Origin of the sequence: Clostridium sp. 19966, assembly GCF_032335695.1 — a bacterium.
Classification (GTDB): domain Bacteria; phylum Bacillota; class Clostridia; order Clostridiales; family Clostridiaceae; genus JACTOJ01.
In genome coordinates, this window is record NZ_JACTOJ010000006.1 from 19,248 (window position 1) to 35,977 (window position 16,730).

The following is a 16,730-nucleotide window of genomic DNA, read 5'->3' on the forward strand; positions in this document are numbered from 1 at the left end:
TTGAATTCACTCTCTCGTTTTATTATAATCTTCTTCAAATTCTGCCAGTTCATTTTCATTATATACTTTTATACCATTTTCCAGTAAGAGTTCTGCAGTTACTCCGCTGCCTGCTACAATCTTACCGCTGAAGGTTCCGTCATATACCTTTTTATTACCACAGGAAGGACTATTGCTTTTCAATATAGCATATTTTATGTTAAACTTTTTAGCTATATATAATGTCTCCTGTGCTCCTTTGACAAATTCTAGGGTACGATCATTTTCTTTATTATCTATGACTTTCCCTACCCCCATTAGTATTTCAGAGGATTTAGAATTAAAAATTTCTGCCGGATTTCTTGGGGTTGTAAGTCCTCCCAGTTGCTCTGGGCATACTGGTATAACTTCATATTTATCTATAATATTCATTAATGCTTGCGATAAATTATTTTCTCCCGAATATTTGCAATTTACACCCATTAAACATGCACTTATAAGTATCATTTTAATTCTACCACTGTTGCGCCGCTTCCACCTTCGTTAAAAGCTCCTAATCTATAGCTTTTAGCATGAGGATGACTTTTCAGCAAATCATTTACTGCTTTTCTCAGCACTCCAGTTCCCTTCCCATGTATTATTGTGACCTCTGTAAGCCCTGCCATATATGCATCGTCTAAATATTTATCTACATTATATATAGCATCTTCTGCATCAAGTCCTCTTAAGTCTATAGACATAGGCACACTTCTTAAATTCAACTTCAATTCTCTTTTAGAATTAGGTACTTTAGTATTAGTTTTTACTTTTCCTGAAGCTCTAAGATCCTTTATATTAACACTTACTTTCATTATGCCTGCCTGCACCTGTAAGTCTCCTTTATTATCTGGCAGTGTTAATATGGTAACCTTTTGATTTAATGATGAAAGCATAACTTCCTCACCGACTTTTACATTCTTTATATGCTCTCCCTCATCAGTCTTAGTACTATTGTCTTTGCTAGAAATACCTTCAAGCTTATCCTTTAGCCTTTTTCTTTCATTCTCAAGTTTGTTTCTTATATCACCATCATAACCCATTTTCTCTAATTCTCTTACATTTTTCATTACTAAATCTGCTTCTTCTTTAGCATCTCTCAAAACAGACTTAGCTTCTCTTTGGGCATTCTGCATAATATTTTCTCTATGCTTTTCCAGATTATATAATTTTTCTTGATATTTCAATTTTATTTTTTCTGTTTCCGCTTTTAGTACTGAGGTTTCATGAGCATTCTTTTCGGCTTCAATACTTTTTTCTTGAAGATTCATAATAAGATCCTCAAATACTAAAGCATTACTGGATATATTCTTTCTAGCTTCCTCAATTATATAGTCTTCCAAACCTAATCTTCTAGATATTTCAAAAGCATTAGATTTACCTGGAATCCCCACCAAAAGCTTATAGGTAGGTCTAAGAGTTTCCACATCAAATTCAACGGAGGCATTTTCCACATGCTGGGTCTTGAGAGCATAACCTTTGAGCTCACTATAGTGAGTTGTCGCTATAATCCTAGTGCTTCTTGATCTAAGATTTTCAAGAATTGCAACCGCAAGAGCTGCTCCTTCCACCGGATCAGTTCCTGCTCCAAGTTCATCGAATAAAACTAAAGTATTTTTATCCGCTTTATCCATGATGTTTACTATATTTTTCATATGTGAAGAAAAAGTTGATAAGCTCTGTTCTATACTCTGCTCATCTCCTATATCGGCAAAAATCTTTTCATAAAAGCTAACTACTGAATTTTCACCAGCCGGTATTAATATTCCACTCATAGCCATTAAATGAATAAGTCCTATAGTCTTTAATGTAACTGTTTTTCCTCCAGTATTAGGGCCTGTTATAACTAAAGATGTATATTCTTTCCCTAAACTCACAGTTATAGGCACCACTTTTGATTCTTCTATCAAAGGATGTCTTCCTTTAATTATATAGAAGCTTCCATCCTCGCTGACTATAGGGCAGGTTGCATTAATATGGTAAGCATACTTAGCCTTGCAAAATATAAAATCCATTTCCCATAATATATCAGCATTATTTTTTATAACTTTTATGTTGCTCGCAATTTTTTTCGAAAAATTTGAGAGTATCCTCTCTATCTCAGCCTTTTCTTTTAGCATGAGTTCTCTTATATCGTTATTTAGTTCCACTAAGTTCATAGGTTCTATAAATAAAGTAGCCCCTGTAGAGCTTTGGTCATGAACTAGTCCAGGAACTGAACCCCTATGCTCTGATTTTACAGGTATTACATATCTATCTCCTCTTACAGTGTAAAGATTATCTTGAAGATATTTAGAGTACTTCCTAATAAGTTCATTTACCTTATCCTTAACAGATGAATTTTTATTTTTAAGTTCTTTCCTCACAGAATATAAGGTTTCACTGGCTCTATCGCTAATTTCATCTTCGGCTATAATAGCAGACAATATCTCGTCCTCTAACTTCTTAAAAGGAACTATGCCTTCACAAATATTTTCTAAAGCTTCATAAGGCTCTTCTTCATCCTTATGTATAACGTATTCTTTTAGTCTTCTTGTAGCAGATAATATATTAGCTATCCTATATATCTCGCTGCAGCCTAGACTGGCACCCTTTTCAGCCCTTGATAATCCATCTCTTACATCATAAACGCCTTCAAAGGGAGCTGCGCCTTTCTTAATGTATATATCTAAGGCTTCTTTAGTTTCCTGAAGTCTCTCTCTCATGTCATATATATTTTCGTAAGGCTTTAAATTATCTATTAGTTCTTTAGCTGCAGCAGTTTGGGCATAATATTTTATTTTTTCTTTTATTTTGCCAAGTTCTAATACTCTTAAAGCTTTTTCATCCATGTATATCAACTCCTATACTACAAAATGCAAATTTTACTCTACTCCTCTTTTATAATGCCCTCTAGTGAATTTATCCATTTGGAAAACCTTGTTTTCCTTAATTGCTAGAGCTATTTTTTTTGTTTCTTCATAGTTTTCATCTATAAAGTCTACTCTAAAACTATCCATGCCAAGATCTTTTAATTCCTTTATCTGTTCAGTCAGATTTATTGGCACGCTATTATATATATGGCTCCTGCAATATATGTCTGTACATACTATGAAGTCTTCGCTCATCCTATCTTTAAGATAATATTTACCATTTAAACAAGGCTGACTGCATTTAGAAGCAGCTGTTTTTCCGCCTGCTATACTTCCTATGGGACAATATTCACTTACCATAAGTTCTATTTTACCATAAATTAGATATTGAAGCTTTTTATTTTTTTTACCTATATTATATATTTCATTTTTGTTTAGTTCCAAACTTAGAGATGCACTATCACAGTATTCCTCAATAAATTGTGCAGCACCGCTATTAAAAATATTCAATTTATAATCTCCAATTATGCTTGTTTTGCCGCTAAATATTTTTATAATTCCTAAATTAGCTGTTATTATCCCTTTAATTCTGTGAAGATTTTTTTCTATAAGGTCTTGCACATATCCAAATTCTTCCTTTATAATATTAGGAATCTTTAAGTAAAGTCCTTGTATATCTATACTTCCTATTTTTATAGAATCCTTTCCCTTCCTAAAAAAATCTATTGCCAGGTTATCTACATTTAGGTCTTTAAGCGCTTCGTATTGCTCATAAGTAGAAGCTATAAACAGGACTCCGCTCACCTTATTTTTATCCTTTGATTTATGCTTTAAAGTAAGTTCCTTGCAAATATAATTTCTTCTATGGCTACTTGTGATATCCTCTTCTATATTTTTCAGAAGCTCTCTTCTCACATCATTAATTGCTGCAGCTGATAAAAATCCTTCTTCAATATTTATAAATTGGATTCTATTGATGATAAATGGCGTATTACCTGTTTTTTTTATTTTATCTTCCAAGAATTCTTTCGAAACGGGTTTTTTAAGAACATTTTCCACTTTACTGCCGCTAGCAATATATTCTTTACCTAAATAATTAGTTTCTATAACAATATTTTTTCCTATTTCAAAATTCACAATTACATCTAAAGGTAATTTTTTAATATATTTGTCCTTAAAACTTTCTTTTAATTCTTCATTAAATTGATTATCATTAGTCTTATATACTACATCATTTTTCTTAAATATCTTAGGCTGCAATTTTACAATCGTACCTTCTGCCGCCTTTTCAATCTCTACTCCATTTTTTAGTATTTTATTTACTATGGTTCCGCTTTCATCTACTCTTATACCATCTTTTACACTAATAGCTTCTAAAAGCTTTATGGAACCATCTTCCAATACTTTTCCTATAGGTACTCCAGTGTTTTTGGGATTTCCATAAGCCATCATATCTTTTCCTGTATTGCCAAAAAGATATGCCTTTGAGAAACCTTCCCTGTTAAACAGCTGAAGAAGTCTTTTATTTTCATATTCTAAGTCGTTACTCCAGTTATTATCATAATAACTATCTATAACCCTCCTATAGGTGGACACCACTCCAGCCACGTATTCAGGCCTTTTCATTCTTCCTTCGATTTTCAGAGAACTAACATTACCCTGGATTATGGATTTTATATCTGCTAAAGTACATATATCCTTAGGACTTAAAAGATACCCAGACCTTTGTATTTGATTACTATTATTTATAAGTTTATATGGGAGTCTGCAGGTTTGAGCACATCTTCCCCTATTCCCACTTCTGCCTCCAAGCATGCTGCTCATAAGGCATTGTCCAGAATAGCATACGCAAAGCGCTCCATGGACAAATATCTCTGTTTCATAGTCTTTAGATATTTCTGTTATTTCCTTTAAGCTTAATTCTCTTGATAACACAATCCTTTTAAATCCGTTATCTATTAAAAGCTCACAAGCTTCTTTATTGTGCACAGTCATCTGAGTAGATGCATGTATTTCAAAGTCACTAAATTGACTCTGCATAATATTTAGAAGACCTAGATCCTGTATTATAAGAGCATCCACTCCCATTTCATACATATGTTTTATATATTCAATAGCCTCTTTGAGCTCAGAATCCTTTATTAAAGTATTTACCGTAATATACACCTTCACACCATAGATATGGCAATAATCTACTGCTGATTTCATATCTTCTAGAGTGAAATTTTGAGCATAGGCCCTGGCAGAAAATTTGCTTCCCCCCATATATATGGCATCAGCACCATTAGAAACGGCTGCATACATACTTTCTAAATTTCCAGCAGGAGCTAATAACTCTATTTTCTTATTCATCTCAATCATCTCTCCTATTTAAATAAAACCCTATAAAAATCTGATACAGCTTATATAATATCATATTATTAGTTTATAAGCCACTTTATAGGATAATAAATAACAAAAACCCATTGTCACAATATATGACATGGGCTTTTATTATTTGTTTTCATTCAAAAGAGGATTTTTAATCTTCTTGGCTTTAACCAAATCTATTTGTTTATCAACTAATTTATTTTGAAGATCTATAACCTTAAACTTAGCAGTTTGCAGCTGAAATTTTAGTTCCCTGTTATCTTCTTTATATTTCAAACATTTGTCTTCAGCTTCTTTTGCTTCCTTTCTAAGCTTGGAAAGCTCTTCTTTAAGTTTATCAATCTCTGTATCTTTATCTTTTAAAATATTTTCATCCTGAGAATTGACCTTAGCTAACAGCTGTTTTTTTTCTTCCTCTACCTTATCTACTTCTTCCTTAGAGTCTTTTAACTGCAATGATAAATTTTTCTTTAATACCTTTAATTCTTCTAGCTCATCTAAAAGATCTCTATACGCTGAGTCGCATTTAAAAAGATCATCTACAGCATTAACTGTAGATAATACAGCAGCAGAAGTCACACTAAGCTTAGGATTGTTTTCTAGTATAAGTTTAATTTTTTTGTCCACATATCCCGCAACTTTTTGTAAGTACTCTTCCTTTTCTTCTCCTTTTAAATTATATTCAACCCCATTTATATTAACTGTAATTACATTCATGCAAAACACCCTCTTAGATAATGTTTATTATATATTTTAACATAAACTACAATTATATTAAATATATATTGAAGAATTTACACAACAGAAATCTTTTTAGTTGTGTAAATTCCAATTATACTATCTAAGTTGAGCACCTAATTTAAATTCTAATGCTTTTAATACTTTATCATGAACTTTATTAACTTCAGCATCTACTAGAGTTTTATTTTCATCCCTATATACTATGGAATAAGCCACTGATTTCTTACCTGCCGGTATTTGCTTTCCTTTATAGATATCAAATAGCTTAATCTTTTCTACTAAATTACCGCCTTGCTTTTTAATAGTACTTTCGATATCTGTTGCAAGTACAGAATCATCTACTAGTAAAGCTATATCTCTAGTTACTGCAGGATATTTAGGAAGCGGTGTATATTTTTTATCTAAATTAGCATATTTATATAGTGTATCTAAATCTATCTCAGCTATATAAGCTTCTTTATCTAATTCATAATTTTCACATACATCCGGATGTACAGCTCCTAATGTAGCTACTTTTTCTTTTTTAATATATAAAGAAGCAGTTTTTCCAGGATGATAGCTAGGATTTTCGCTCTCTCTTGCTACTGAATAATCCTCGATACCTAAAACCTCTAAAAGATTTTCAATTATACCCTTTAGATTTAAATAGTCTGCATTGCCATAGAAACCTATTGTAAGTACATTTTTTTGAATCGGAAGAATATTTTCATCCTCTAATGGTATATAAATTCTCCCCATTTCAAATAAATAAGCTTCTTCATTGCTTCTTAAATAGTTTCTTGAAAGACTCTCCATCATTGAAGGTATCATGGAGGTTCTCATAACACTATAATCTTCTCCTAAAGGATTTTTAATTTTCACCACTTTTCTAAGCTCATGATTTTCAGGCAGGCAGATTTTATCAAAAACTTTTGGACTTACAAAGGAATAGCTTATAGATTCGTTTAAGCCGCTAGCCATCATAGCTGCTATAACCTTATCATCCGTCTGCTGTTTTATATTTTTTCCGCCCTTAGTAGAGTTACTGCTTATTATTGTAGTGGGCACCTTGTCATATCCATATATTCTAGCAACTTCTTCAGCGATATCTTCTCTTATATTAATATCTATCCTAAAGTTAGGTACTTCTATTTTCAATAAGTTTCCTTCTACCTCAGTCTTTAGCTCTAATCTATCTAAATACTCTTTCATTTCCTCCAATGGAATATCTGTTCCTAAAAACTCATTTATCCATGGACCATCTACAGTTAGACTTTTTTCTTGTTTTGGGTTTTCATATATATCTATGGTTCCCTCTGCTATTGTACCAGCCTGTAAAAGTTCTACCAAATAGCAAGCTCTATCTAAAGCAAGTCTAGCTGTTTCTTCATCTATATCTTTCTCAAATCTTGATGATGCTTCTGTTCTAAGTGCTAAAGCCTGAGAAGATACTCTTATATTAGTTCCATCAAAGCTGGCACTTTCAAATACAACCTCAGTAGTATCATCCTTTATTTCAGAATTAAGTCCACCCATTATTCCAGCTATACCGATAGTTGTTTTTCCATCCTTTATGCATAATACATTTTCTGAAAGTTCTCTTTCAGCTTCATCCAAGGTTACAAATTTTTCTCCTTTTTTAGCCCTCTCTACTATTATATTTCCTGTAGAGATTTCTCTCTTATCATAGGCATGCATAGGCTGACCCAGCTCTAACATTACAAAATTTGTTATGTCGACTATGTTATTTATAGGTCTAACCCCTGCTTCAATCAGCCTTTCTCTCATCCACTCTGGAGATGGACCTATTTTTACATTAAATACAGCTCTAGCCATATATCTTTTGCATAGTGAATCTTTAATAGCTACATTTACAAAATCTTTAACATTCTTACCAGCTGATGCTGTAAATTTTGTATCTGGTAAACTATATTTTAATCCAAGAGTAGCTGCAGTTTCCCTTGCTATTCCTACTACGCTAAGACAATCAGGCCTATTAGAAGTTATTTCAAAATCAATAACTGCATTCTCCAAATCCAGTACTCTTTTTATATTCACTCCAATTTCCGTATCTTCAGGAAGTATCATGAGACCATGAACTGGATTTTCAGTTGCTATTCCAAGTTCTTCTTCTGAACACATCATTCCATTAGATACTATTCCCCTAAGCTTCCCTTTTTTTATTTTTATTCCACCAGGAAGAGATGCACCATGAAGAGCTACTGGAACTATGTCATTTTCTTTCATATTCTTAGCGCCTGTAACTATTTGTATTGGTTCTTCCTGTCCTACCTCTACAGAGCATACTACTAATTTTTCTGCATCTGGATGAGGCTCTATCTTTAGTATCTTGCCAGTAACCACATTTTGGATCTCTTCTCCGCCTTTTATTACTTCTTCTACATTTGAACCGGATAAGGTAAGTCTATCTCCTATTTCATCCGGTGATATATTAACATTAACATAATCTTTTAACCATCTAACTGGAACTTTCATAAAATATACCTCCTAGAATTGATTTAAAAATCTCATATCACTTTCATAAAGCAGTCTTATGTCATCAAGACCATATTTGAGCATAACCATTCTATCTACGCCCATACCAAAAGCAAATCCGCTATAAACCTCTGGATCTATTCCTCCATTTCTTAATACCTGGGGATGAACCATACCACAGCCTAATATTTCAATCCATCCACTTCCTTTACATACCTTGCAGCCCTTTCCTCCACACACGAAGCAGGAAGCATCCATTTCTGCTGAAGGTTCTGTAAATGGGAAATGATGCGGTCTGAATCTTGTTTTTATTTTATCTCCAAACATCTTCTTAGCATAGGTATCTAGAGTACCTTTAAGATCTGCAAAAGTTATTCCCTTATCCACTACAAGCCCTTCAAATTGAAAGAATATAGGTGAATGCGTAGCATCTACAGCATCTGATCTAAAAACCTTTCCTGGCGATATCATCTTTATCGGTGGCTTATTATTCTCCATATATCTTATCTGAACAGGAGAAGTTTGAGTTCTTAAAACTAAATTATCATTTATATAAAATGTATCCTGCTCACTTCTAGCTGGATGATTTTTAGGAATGTTTAAAGCCTCAAAGTTGTAATAATCAAGCTCGATTTCAGGTCCATCCTCTACTGAAAAGCCCATAGATATGAATATTTCTTTCATTCTTTCCAAGGTCTGTTCCAAAGGATTTCTTTTCCCTATCACCTGTTTTTTACCTGGAAGTGATATATCTATAATATCATTCTTAAGAGTATTTTCTTTTTCCTTATTCTTTATGGATGTTACTATTTTTTCTAGAGATTCTTCAATAGAACTTCTAACCTCATTAGCCAGCTTTCCAATTACAGGTCTCTCCTCAGCGCTTAAGCTTCCCATACTTCTTAATATAGTAGTAAGTTCACCTTTTTTGCCAAGATATTTTACTCTTATATTCTCAAGCACAGCACTATCCACAGAGGACTTTATTTCGTCTAATGCTGCCTTCCTTATGACCTCTAACTTTTCTTTCATAGTAAATCTCCCTTCCTAATTTAAATATTTTTCAAAATTTATGTACTGTATTATAAAAAAGAGCATAAAAAAACCGCCCCAAAAGGGACGGATATTCCGCGGTACCACCCTAATTAACAGATTATTCTCTGTTCTCTTAGTTATAATAACGGTATTAACCGCTAATTGCTAAATTTAAATAAATTTCACAATTAGTGCTCCGAAGTGAACTTCAATATCTTCCTATTAAAAAAGGCTCTCAGTCCATGACCTTTTATCCCTGGTAACAATTCAATATCTACTCTCTTCATCAATGCATTAAATCTTTATTTAATAGTATTATAATCATATAACAGACTTTTTTCAAGCCTTTTTAACATTTTGTCTTAATACTTCATAAAGCATTACAGAAGCAGCCACAGATGCATTCAATGATTCAGCCCCGCCTGGCATAGGTATTTTAACCTTTACATCCGCTTTACTAAGCACTTCATCACTTATTCCATTGCCTTCATTTCCTACTGCAATTATTGTTTTTGAAGTATAATCCAGTTCATAAAAATCTTCCTGAGCATCAAGAGCACTTACCACTAATAAATATCCATCTCTTTTAAGCTTCGATAAGAATTCAAATTTTTCATCTTTCATCACTGGAATATAAAAAATCGATCCCATGGTAGATCTTAAAGTTTTATCATTATAAGGATCAACAGTTCCAGCCGTATATATAACTCCAGAAGCATTTACTGCATGTGCTGTTCTTATTATAGTGCCCATATTACCTGGATCCTGTAACTTATCTACAAGCACATATATACCATCACCACTGGATATAGCCTCATTCTTTGCATTGACAACAGCTGCAATTCCTTGAGGATTCTCTGTACTGCATAGTTCTTTAAAAAGAACATCTTTCAGTTCATATGTGTCATAATCATTCCATTTAAAGATTTTATTTTTTTGTGAGAAAGAACTACTTACAAATATTTTATCTATAGATGCATTAGCATTCACAGCCTCTTCAACAAATCTAATTCCTTCTATTATAAATTTTCCTTTTTCTTCTCTATATTTTCTTTCCTTTAGTTTTTTAGCATCTTTAAATAAGTGATTATCCTTACTGGTTATAGTATTCAAAATATGCCTCCTCAAAGTCTATATAAAAAAAGAAAATGCGACTCTTGCCGCATTTATCTTATGCATTTAACTGACTTTTTGCTACATTTACTAATTCAGTAAACCCTTTTGGATCATTAATAGCTATTTCAGATAACATTTTTCTATTTATATCAACGCCAGCTAACTTCAAACCATTCATAAATCTTGAGTAAGATAATCCATTTAATCTTGCTCCAGCATTTATTCTAGCTATCCAAAGCTTTCTGAAATCTCTCTTCTTTAATCTTCTTCCAACATAAGCATTTCTTAATGCTCTTATAACACTTTCATTAGCAGTTCTAAATAACTTGCTCTTACCACCATAGTATCCCTTTGCAAGCTTTAGTACTTTTTTATGTTTCTTATGTGAATTAATTGCTCTTTTAACTCTTGCCATTTAATATACCTCCTTTACTTATCCCTATTATAGATATGGTAATAATTTCTTCATTGTTTTTTCTTGAGTTGTAGAAACGTAACCAGTTTTTCTAAGATTTCTCTTTCTCTTTGAGCTCTTCTTAGTTAATATATGGCTTTTGAAAGCTTTAGCTCTCTTTAATTTTCCACTTCCTGTTTTCTTAAATCTTTTTGCTGCACCTCTATGGGTTTTCATTTTTGGCATTATAAATCCTCCTCCCAGGTTTAAGCTCTTTTTGGAGCCAAAATTAATATCATGTTCTTTCCTTCAAGTTTCGCAGGTTTTTCAACCACGCTTACATCTTGAACTTTATTAACAAAGCTTTCAAGTATCTTATGTCCTATATATGAGTAGTCAGCTTCTCTTCCTCTGAATCTTACTGTAACTTTTACTTTATCTTCATCTAAAAGAAACTTTCTAGCATTGTTAGCCTTTATTTCGATATCATGCTCTTCTATAGTTGGGCTAAGTCTTACTTCTTTAAGATTAACAACCTTTTGTTTTTTCTTAGCTTCTTTATCCTTTTTAGATTGTTCATAGATATATTTTCCTAAATCCATTATTTTGCACACTGGCGGAACAGCATTAGGTGATATCATTACTAAATCTAATTCCTGCTCTACAGCCATTTTCAATGCTTCATTGCTAGATACTATACCTAACATCACATTTTGGCTGTCAATCAATCTAATCTCTTTTTCTCTGATTTCCTCATTTACTATAAAATTTTTGCTAATAGCCTTTCACCTCCAAAAATTTTTTTAGATATACTATTCTAAGCTTTTAGAATCATATCGTCTTAAAATAATTAATATCCTATTATTAAACCTTTGCCTAATATTAATTTTAGCACAGGCTTATATACAGCCGTATCATAGATGTGCGACTTTATGTATTAAAAGTGTTTCAAACAACTTTTAGAGTAAAAACTGCAAAATCTAATATAGAAGTTCACATCTGGTTTTTAAAGCAAATAAAAAGGCGGCTCAATAGCCGCCTCTATAATCAAAATCATAAAAGTAACCTTAACAGTCCTACCGTAAGGTGAGAAACGGCTGTTTCTTCTTAACATAGAGTATTATACACTGATAAATTTTTATTGTCAATATTTATTTTATTTTTTCTGTAACTCTATGTTTATACATATTATCTTCATTCATAATGCTCACTCTATCTGTAAACACATTTTTAATAGTATCTATAAATTCTTTATTTTGGCAATTTTTCAATCCATATATATTTATCTTTTCTGGAGAATTGGTTATAAGCCCACTTATTATTAAATCCTCAACATTATTATCTAAGATTTTATCCTTATCAATATCGTTTAAAAATTCGTCGAAGGCTTCTTTTCCTTTAGAGTCCAAAACATTATATTTCCCATTAATATCAACGACAATGTTTATCTCCGCCATTTTACTTTCTTGAAAATCCACAAAATATTTTAGCAGCCTTATGAATTCTGTATATTCTTTTTCAATCATATACTTATCAACAACCTTATCTATTATTGCCTCTATATCATTTCTCATACAGTTCAATCTAAAAGTCATAAATCCATTTATATTAATTTGATTATTTTCTTCAATACATCCAATTATATTCCTGATAATATTATTTTTTCTATTCATGCAGTATATACCTGTATCATCCATCTGAAAATTTTCTTCTTTAAGCATTTTCATGGTTATTATTTCTATATCTCTAATTTCATCTTGCTGTAGAAAAAAATAGTTATCACTGACTAAATTGGTCATCTCTCTGTCATAGAATTCAGATATCAATATTTTAAATACTATATTTGCTACATAATGGAGAAAAGTCTTTTTAAACTTATCCGTGATGTTATCATCACCGCAGAATATTTTTATAAAATGAGTATCTTTTTCTATACTCTCTGATATTCCTAAAATCACATTTTTTTCTTTAAAATATTCTTTGAGTTCATTAAGCTTAAAAACTAAGTCATTTTCACCCTGATATACTATAGTAAGCAGCAGCATTAACCTCACTCCTTTCAGAAATAGTATGTGTTTTATATGAATGTATATTCAATAACTTTTGTATAATAATCGACAAAATAAGTTAAACTAGAACAAAACATTTGAATTAGCTACATTCACAATGTAAACTAAAGGTATATACCTTCTTTTTATATATTTTTAGCGAAAGGTGATGAGATCTATTAATACCTGCATTGTTGATTTTAGAATTTCAGACGAGGAAATCTCCTCTCTTTTAAAACTAAATTTAGATATTTTATTATGCCCTCCTTGTGATAACCTTTATTCAGCCGTATGCGGGCATCCCGATATGCAATTATTTATATTAAATAAAAAAAATATCATTGTTCAAAAAAATTTAGATCCAAAATTAGTTCATTCTCTGAAGGAAAAGCATATAAATATACTTTTATCCAATGCCTCATTAACAGAAAAATATCCTCTTGATATAATATTGAACTGTGTTATATTAGGTGACTTATTTATGCATAACTTGAAGTATACCGATAAAACTATTTTAGATAGTTTAAATTCTAGCATAAAAAGAATTTCTGTAAATCAAGGTTATACAAAATGTTCCACAGCTATAATAAGCAAAAATGCCGTAATGACTAGCGACAAATGCATAGCTAAAGCTTTATTAGAAAATAAAGTTGAAGTCTTATTTCTGCCCCCCGGAGATATTTTACTGCCTGATTTAGCTTATGGCTTTATAGGCGGTGCCTGTGGGCTTTTAGATTATAACAATTTAGCTTTCTTTGGCAACATAAATCGTTATAAATACGGAAGTGAGGTCAAGCATTTTCTAAGGAAGCACAATATCGAAGCCTATTGCCTTTCCGATGACAAATTGAGCGATAGAGGTACTTTGATGTGTATCTAAAATTAATTTATATAAAAATAGCTTATACCAATATTGGTATAAGCTATTTTTATATGGAGGCGCCACCCAGATTTGAACTGGGGGTGAGGGTGTTGCAGACCCGTGCCTTACCACTTGGCTATAGCGCCCTATTAAATTAAAAGCGGAAGACGAGATTCGAACTCGCGACGTTCACCTTGGCAAGGTGACGCTCTACCACTGAGCCACTCCCGCATAAAAAAATGGCCAGACCAGGAATCGAACCAGGGACACGAGGATTTTCAGTCCTCTGCTCTACCGACTGAGCTATCTGGCCATATGGCGACCCAGAAGGGACTCGAACCCTCGACCTCCGGCGTGACAGGCCGGCACTCTAACCAACTGAGCCACTGGGCCATATGTACTAATGGTGGGCACAACAGGGCTCGAACCTGTGACCCTCTGCTTGTAAGGCAGATGCTCTCCCAGCTGAGCTATGCGCCCATTAGTTTTTCAAGACAAATAATATTATAATTGCTGTTTCAATTATTGTCAACTATTTTAATTCAAAAATTTAATATTTTATGATTGAACTATTAAATTTCTCAATAGATAATAGGCAAGAACAGTTAAGAGGTAAAAAGTAAGAAGTAAAAGTTTAGAATTTAAAAGATAGAATTTCAACATAAACTATTACTTTTTATCTCTTACTTATTACTTCTACAATGAATCTATATATTCTTTAAAATTTCACCTATCTGCTCATGGGTAAAGGAATAGCTCTTATTGCAGAAGTGACATTTAAGCTCCTCAGTTTTACCTTCCTCGTATATTTCCTGAAGATCTTTTTTGCCTATGCTAATCAAAGCTTTTTCTACTTTTTCTCTGTTGCAATCACATTCATAGGCTATTTGTCTCTGCTCTTGTATTTTAAAGTCTATATCTTCAAACACATAACTTACTACATCTTCAATGGTTTTTCCCGATGTCAGCATAGACGTAATATGAGGCATTTCTTGTATTCTGTAAGTTAATAAATCTGCTAATAGCTCATCTGCACCAGGCATCATTTGAATAATAAAGCCTCCGCTGCATAATACGGACAAATCTTTATCTACCAATACCCCAAGAGCCACTGCAGAAGGAGTTTGCTCAGACATAGCAAAATAATAAGTTAAATCATCTCCTATTTCTCCACTCACTAGAGGAATTTGACCCACATAAGGGTCTCTTAATCCCATATCCTTTATGACAGTTAAATTCCCATCTGTGCCTATAATCCCCCCCACATCTAGTTTTCCTTTGCTATTAGGAGGCAAATCAGCTGAAGGGTTTCCTATATATCCCTTTACATTTCCATTGCTATAAGCTGTTACAACCACATTACCAGCTATACCCTTTCCATTTACCTGAAGCGTAAGCACATCTTTATCATTTTTAAGCATAGCTCCCATAAGTGCACCTGCTGTAGCCATTCTTCCTAGAGCCGCCGATGCTGTAGCACTGCAGTTGTGAATTTTGCACGCTTCTTTTACTAGCTCTGTAGTTTCAGCAGCTATAATTCTAACATAAGCATTAGAAGCCGTGCCTATAATAAGTTTATCACCCATTTTATTCATCCTTTCCTTTTTTTGAAACCACATAGGTTATTCTTTGAGTTTTACTGTCTACATTTCCAAAAGTATAATTTTGAAACTTGTACAAAACCTTCATATTATTTTTTTCTACTGATGCTGTTATTTCTTCCTGGGAGTATATTCTTTCTCTATGAATCTCTTCGAATCTTTCATATGTACTGCCATGAGATTGAATAAAAAATGTAAGATACATTTCTTCTATATTTTCTACAGTTCTATTTTCCCATAGATATACTACATCCTCTTCATTATAGGAAAATATATTTTCCCCCATTACTTCTCTTAGTTTATATTCGCTATTTATATCAAAAATATATATGCCATCATCTTTAAGAAGCTCATATATTTTATTAAGATAGGTGTCTAAATCCCCCTCTTCAGCCAAATAATTTGTACAATCAAGGCAACATGTAATTAAATCAAACTTTTTATTAAGTTTTAACTCCCTCATATCCTGACATATGAAATTAGCCATTAACCTCTTTTCTCTGAACTTTTCTTGAGCTATCATAAGCATATCTTCGGATATATCTACGCAAAAACAATTTTTAAAGCTTGAGCAGATTTCTGCTGCCATATTACCTGTCCCACAGCCTATATCTAAATAATTTTCTTTATTTATATCAAGCTTTAAATTTAAATCTAATATAAATTTTGCCCAACTTTTATAGTCTATATCCTCATATATCAACCTATCATATATTTTAGCAAACTTCTCATAGGAATCCAAAGCACATCCCCCTTTAATTATTTTACCCCTTATATATTATCTATTAATATATTCTTAGTCAACATAACATTTATATAGAATTAATTTTTAGACATTATTTCCTTATTAGTGGGAAGATGCATAATCTTTTTTCTTTTATTCATTATTCCGCCTATTCGTCCACTTTCTTCAGAAGTAAGCGCTCCCCACCCATCAGCTTTCACCTTGTCAGCAAGCCCTAATTCTTCTGCTATTTCATATTTAATCTTTTCTCTTAATCTTTCCTCATATGTTAATTCTCTATTAGCCTTTAATTTTGCTTTAATTACTTTTTTTAAAGGAGTTTTTGTCATATTATATCACCTTCCAATTACATTATTGAATCGATTCGTATATTCCCAGCTTCACTAATAATTATTTTTCTCAAAGGGGTATTATTTATACAGTTTATATTTGAATTTATAATATTTTCAGTATATAATTTTTTTGATGGTACTTTA

15 protein-coding genes, 5 tRNA genes and 2 other annotated features are annotated in these 16,730 nt (G+C 32.3%); of the genes, 1 reads left to right on the plus strand and 19 read right to left on the minus strand.

Annotated elements, in window-relative coordinates:
• Positions 1-6: 6 nt before the first annotated feature.
• From IAI10_RS07620 to ytxC, 11 genes are all read right to left on the minus strand, one after another.
• Positions 7-486, minus strand: a complete 480-nt coding sequence (locus tag IAI10_RS07620) for a DUF523 domain-containing protein (RefSeq protein ID WP_315672707.1) — start codon at positions 484-486, stop codon at positions 7-9.
• Entirely contained in the window at positions 483-2,846 is a 2,364-nt protein-coding gene (locus IAI10_RS07625) for an endonuclease MutS2 (RefSeq protein WP_315672708.1), read from the minus strand. The genes IAI10_RS07620 and IAI10_RS07625 overlap by 4 nt, the downstream gene beginning before the upstream one ends.
• A gap of 33 nt (positions 2,847-2,879) precedes the next feature.
• Positions 2,880-5,219, minus strand: coding sequence for a U32 family peptidase (locus IAI10_RS07630; protein ID WP_315672709.1), 2,340 nt, complete (start codon positions 5,217-5,219; stop codon positions 2,880-2,882).
• 141 nt (positions 5,220-5,360) lie between these two features.
• Positions 5,361-5,954 carry a cell division protein ZapA gene (locus tag IAI10_RS07635; protein ID WP_315672710.1) on the minus strand — a complete coding sequence of 198 codons (594 nt, stop codon included), beginning with the start codon at positions 5,952-5,954 and terminating at the stop codon, positions 5,361-5,363.
• Positions 5,955-6,074: 120 nt separating this feature from the next.
• Positions 6,075-8,453 carry a phenylalanine--tRNA ligase subunit beta gene (gene pheT, locus IAI10_RS07640; RefSeq protein WP_315672711.1) on the minus strand — a complete coding sequence of 793 codons (2,379 nt, stop codon included), beginning with the start codon at positions 8,451-8,453 and terminating at the stop codon, positions 6,075-6,077.
• Between the two features lie 12 nt (positions 8,454-8,465).
• Positions 8,466-9,485 (minus strand): phenylalanine--tRNA ligase subunit alpha, encoded by a 1,020-nt coding sequence (gene pheS / locus IAI10_RS07645; RefSeq protein WP_315672712.1) that lies wholly within the window; start codon positions 9,483-9,485, stop codon positions 8,466-8,468.
• An 80-nt stretch (positions 9,486-9,565) separates the two neighbouring features.
• Positions 9,566-9,787: a binding site (T-box leader), on the minus strand.
• A 40-nt stretch (positions 9,788-9,827) separates the two neighbouring features.
• Positions 9,828-10,601 (minus strand): RNA methyltransferase, encoded by a 774-nt coding sequence (locus IAI10_RS07650; protein WP_315672713.1) that lies wholly within the window; start codon positions 10,599-10,601, stop codon positions 9,828-9,830.
• Between the two features lie 58 nt (positions 10,602-10,659).
• Positions 10,660-11,019, minus strand: a complete 360-nt coding sequence (gene rplT, locus IAI10_RS07655; RefSeq protein WP_315672714.1) for a 50S ribosomal protein L20 — start codon at positions 11,017-11,019, stop codon at positions 10,660-10,662.
• Positions 11,020-11,046: 27 nt separating this feature from the next.
• On the minus strand, positions 11,047-11,244 hold the full coding sequence (gene rpmI, locus IAI10_RS07660; protein WP_315672715.1) for a 50S ribosomal protein L35: 198 nt from the start codon (positions 11,242-11,244) through the stop codon (positions 11,047-11,049).
• A gap of 20 nt (positions 11,245-11,264) precedes the next feature.
• Positions 11,265-11,777, minus strand: a complete 513-nt coding sequence (infC, locus tag IAI10_RS07665; RefSeq protein ID WP_315672913.1) for a translation initiation factor IF-3 — start codon at positions 11,775-11,777, stop codon at positions 11,265-11,267.
• Between the two features lie 230 nt (positions 11,778-12,007).
• Positions 12,008-12,113, minus strand: a sequence feature (ribosomal protein L20 leader region).
• Positions 12,114-12,149: 36 nt separating this feature from the next.
• Positions 12,150-13,043 carry a putative sporulation protein YtxC gene (gene ytxC / locus IAI10_RS07670; RefSeq protein ID WP_315672716.1) on the minus strand — a complete coding sequence of 298 codons (894 nt, stop codon included), beginning with the start codon at positions 13,041-13,043 and terminating at the stop codon, positions 12,150-12,152.
• Between the two features lie 181 nt (positions 13,044-13,224).
• Between ytxC and IAI10_RS24655 the strand changes: the two genes are divergently transcribed.
• Positions 13,225-13,926, plus strand: coding sequence for a DUF6873 family GME fold protein (locus IAI10_RS24655; protein ID WP_396334357.1), 702 nt, complete (start codon positions 13,225-13,227; stop codon positions 13,924-13,926).
• Between the two features lie 54 nt (positions 13,927-13,980).
• Here the strand turns inward: IAI10_RS24655 and IAI10_RS07680 are convergent.
• The 8 genes from IAI10_RS07680 to IAI10_RS07715 all read right to left on the minus strand — a co-directional run bounded on the left by IAI10_RS07680 (position 13,981) and on the right by IAI10_RS07715 (position 16,583).
• Positions 13,981-14,054, minus strand: a tRNA-Cys gene (locus IAI10_RS07680).
• Between the two features lie 13 nt (positions 14,055-14,067).
• Positions 14,068-14,139: transfer RNA gene (locus tag IAI10_RS07685), tRNA-Gly, on the minus strand.
• A gap of 9 nt (positions 14,140-14,148) precedes the next feature.
• Positions 14,149-14,221 (minus strand) — tRNA-Phe (locus tag IAI10_RS07690).
• Positions 14,222-14,224: 3 nt separating this feature from the next.
• Positions 14,225-14,301, minus strand: a tRNA-Asp gene (locus tag IAI10_RS07695).
• 11 nt (positions 14,302-14,312) lie between these two features.
• A tRNA-Val gene (locus tag IAI10_RS07700) sits at positions 14,313-14,388 on the minus strand.
• Positions 14,389-14,615: 227 nt separating this feature from the next.
• Positions 14,616-15,494: an Hsp33 family molecular chaperone HslO gene (gene hslO, locus IAI10_RS07705; RefSeq protein WP_315672718.1), complete on the minus strand. Its 879-nt coding sequence runs from the start codon at positions 15,492-15,494 to the stop codon at positions 14,616-14,618.
• Between the two features lies 1 nt (position 15,495).
• Complete coding sequence (locus IAI10_RS07710; protein ID WP_315672719.1) at positions 15,496-16,251, minus strand: class I SAM-dependent methyltransferase; 756 nt, start codon at positions 16,249-16,251, stop codon at positions 15,496-15,498.
• 80 nt (positions 16,252-16,331) lie between these two features.
• On the minus strand, positions 16,332-16,583 hold the full coding sequence (locus IAI10_RS07715) for a small, acid-soluble spore protein, alpha/beta type (protein ID WP_315672720.1): 252 nt from the start codon (positions 16,581-16,583) through the stop codon (positions 16,332-16,334).
• Positions 16,584-16,730 lie beyond the last annotated feature (147 nt).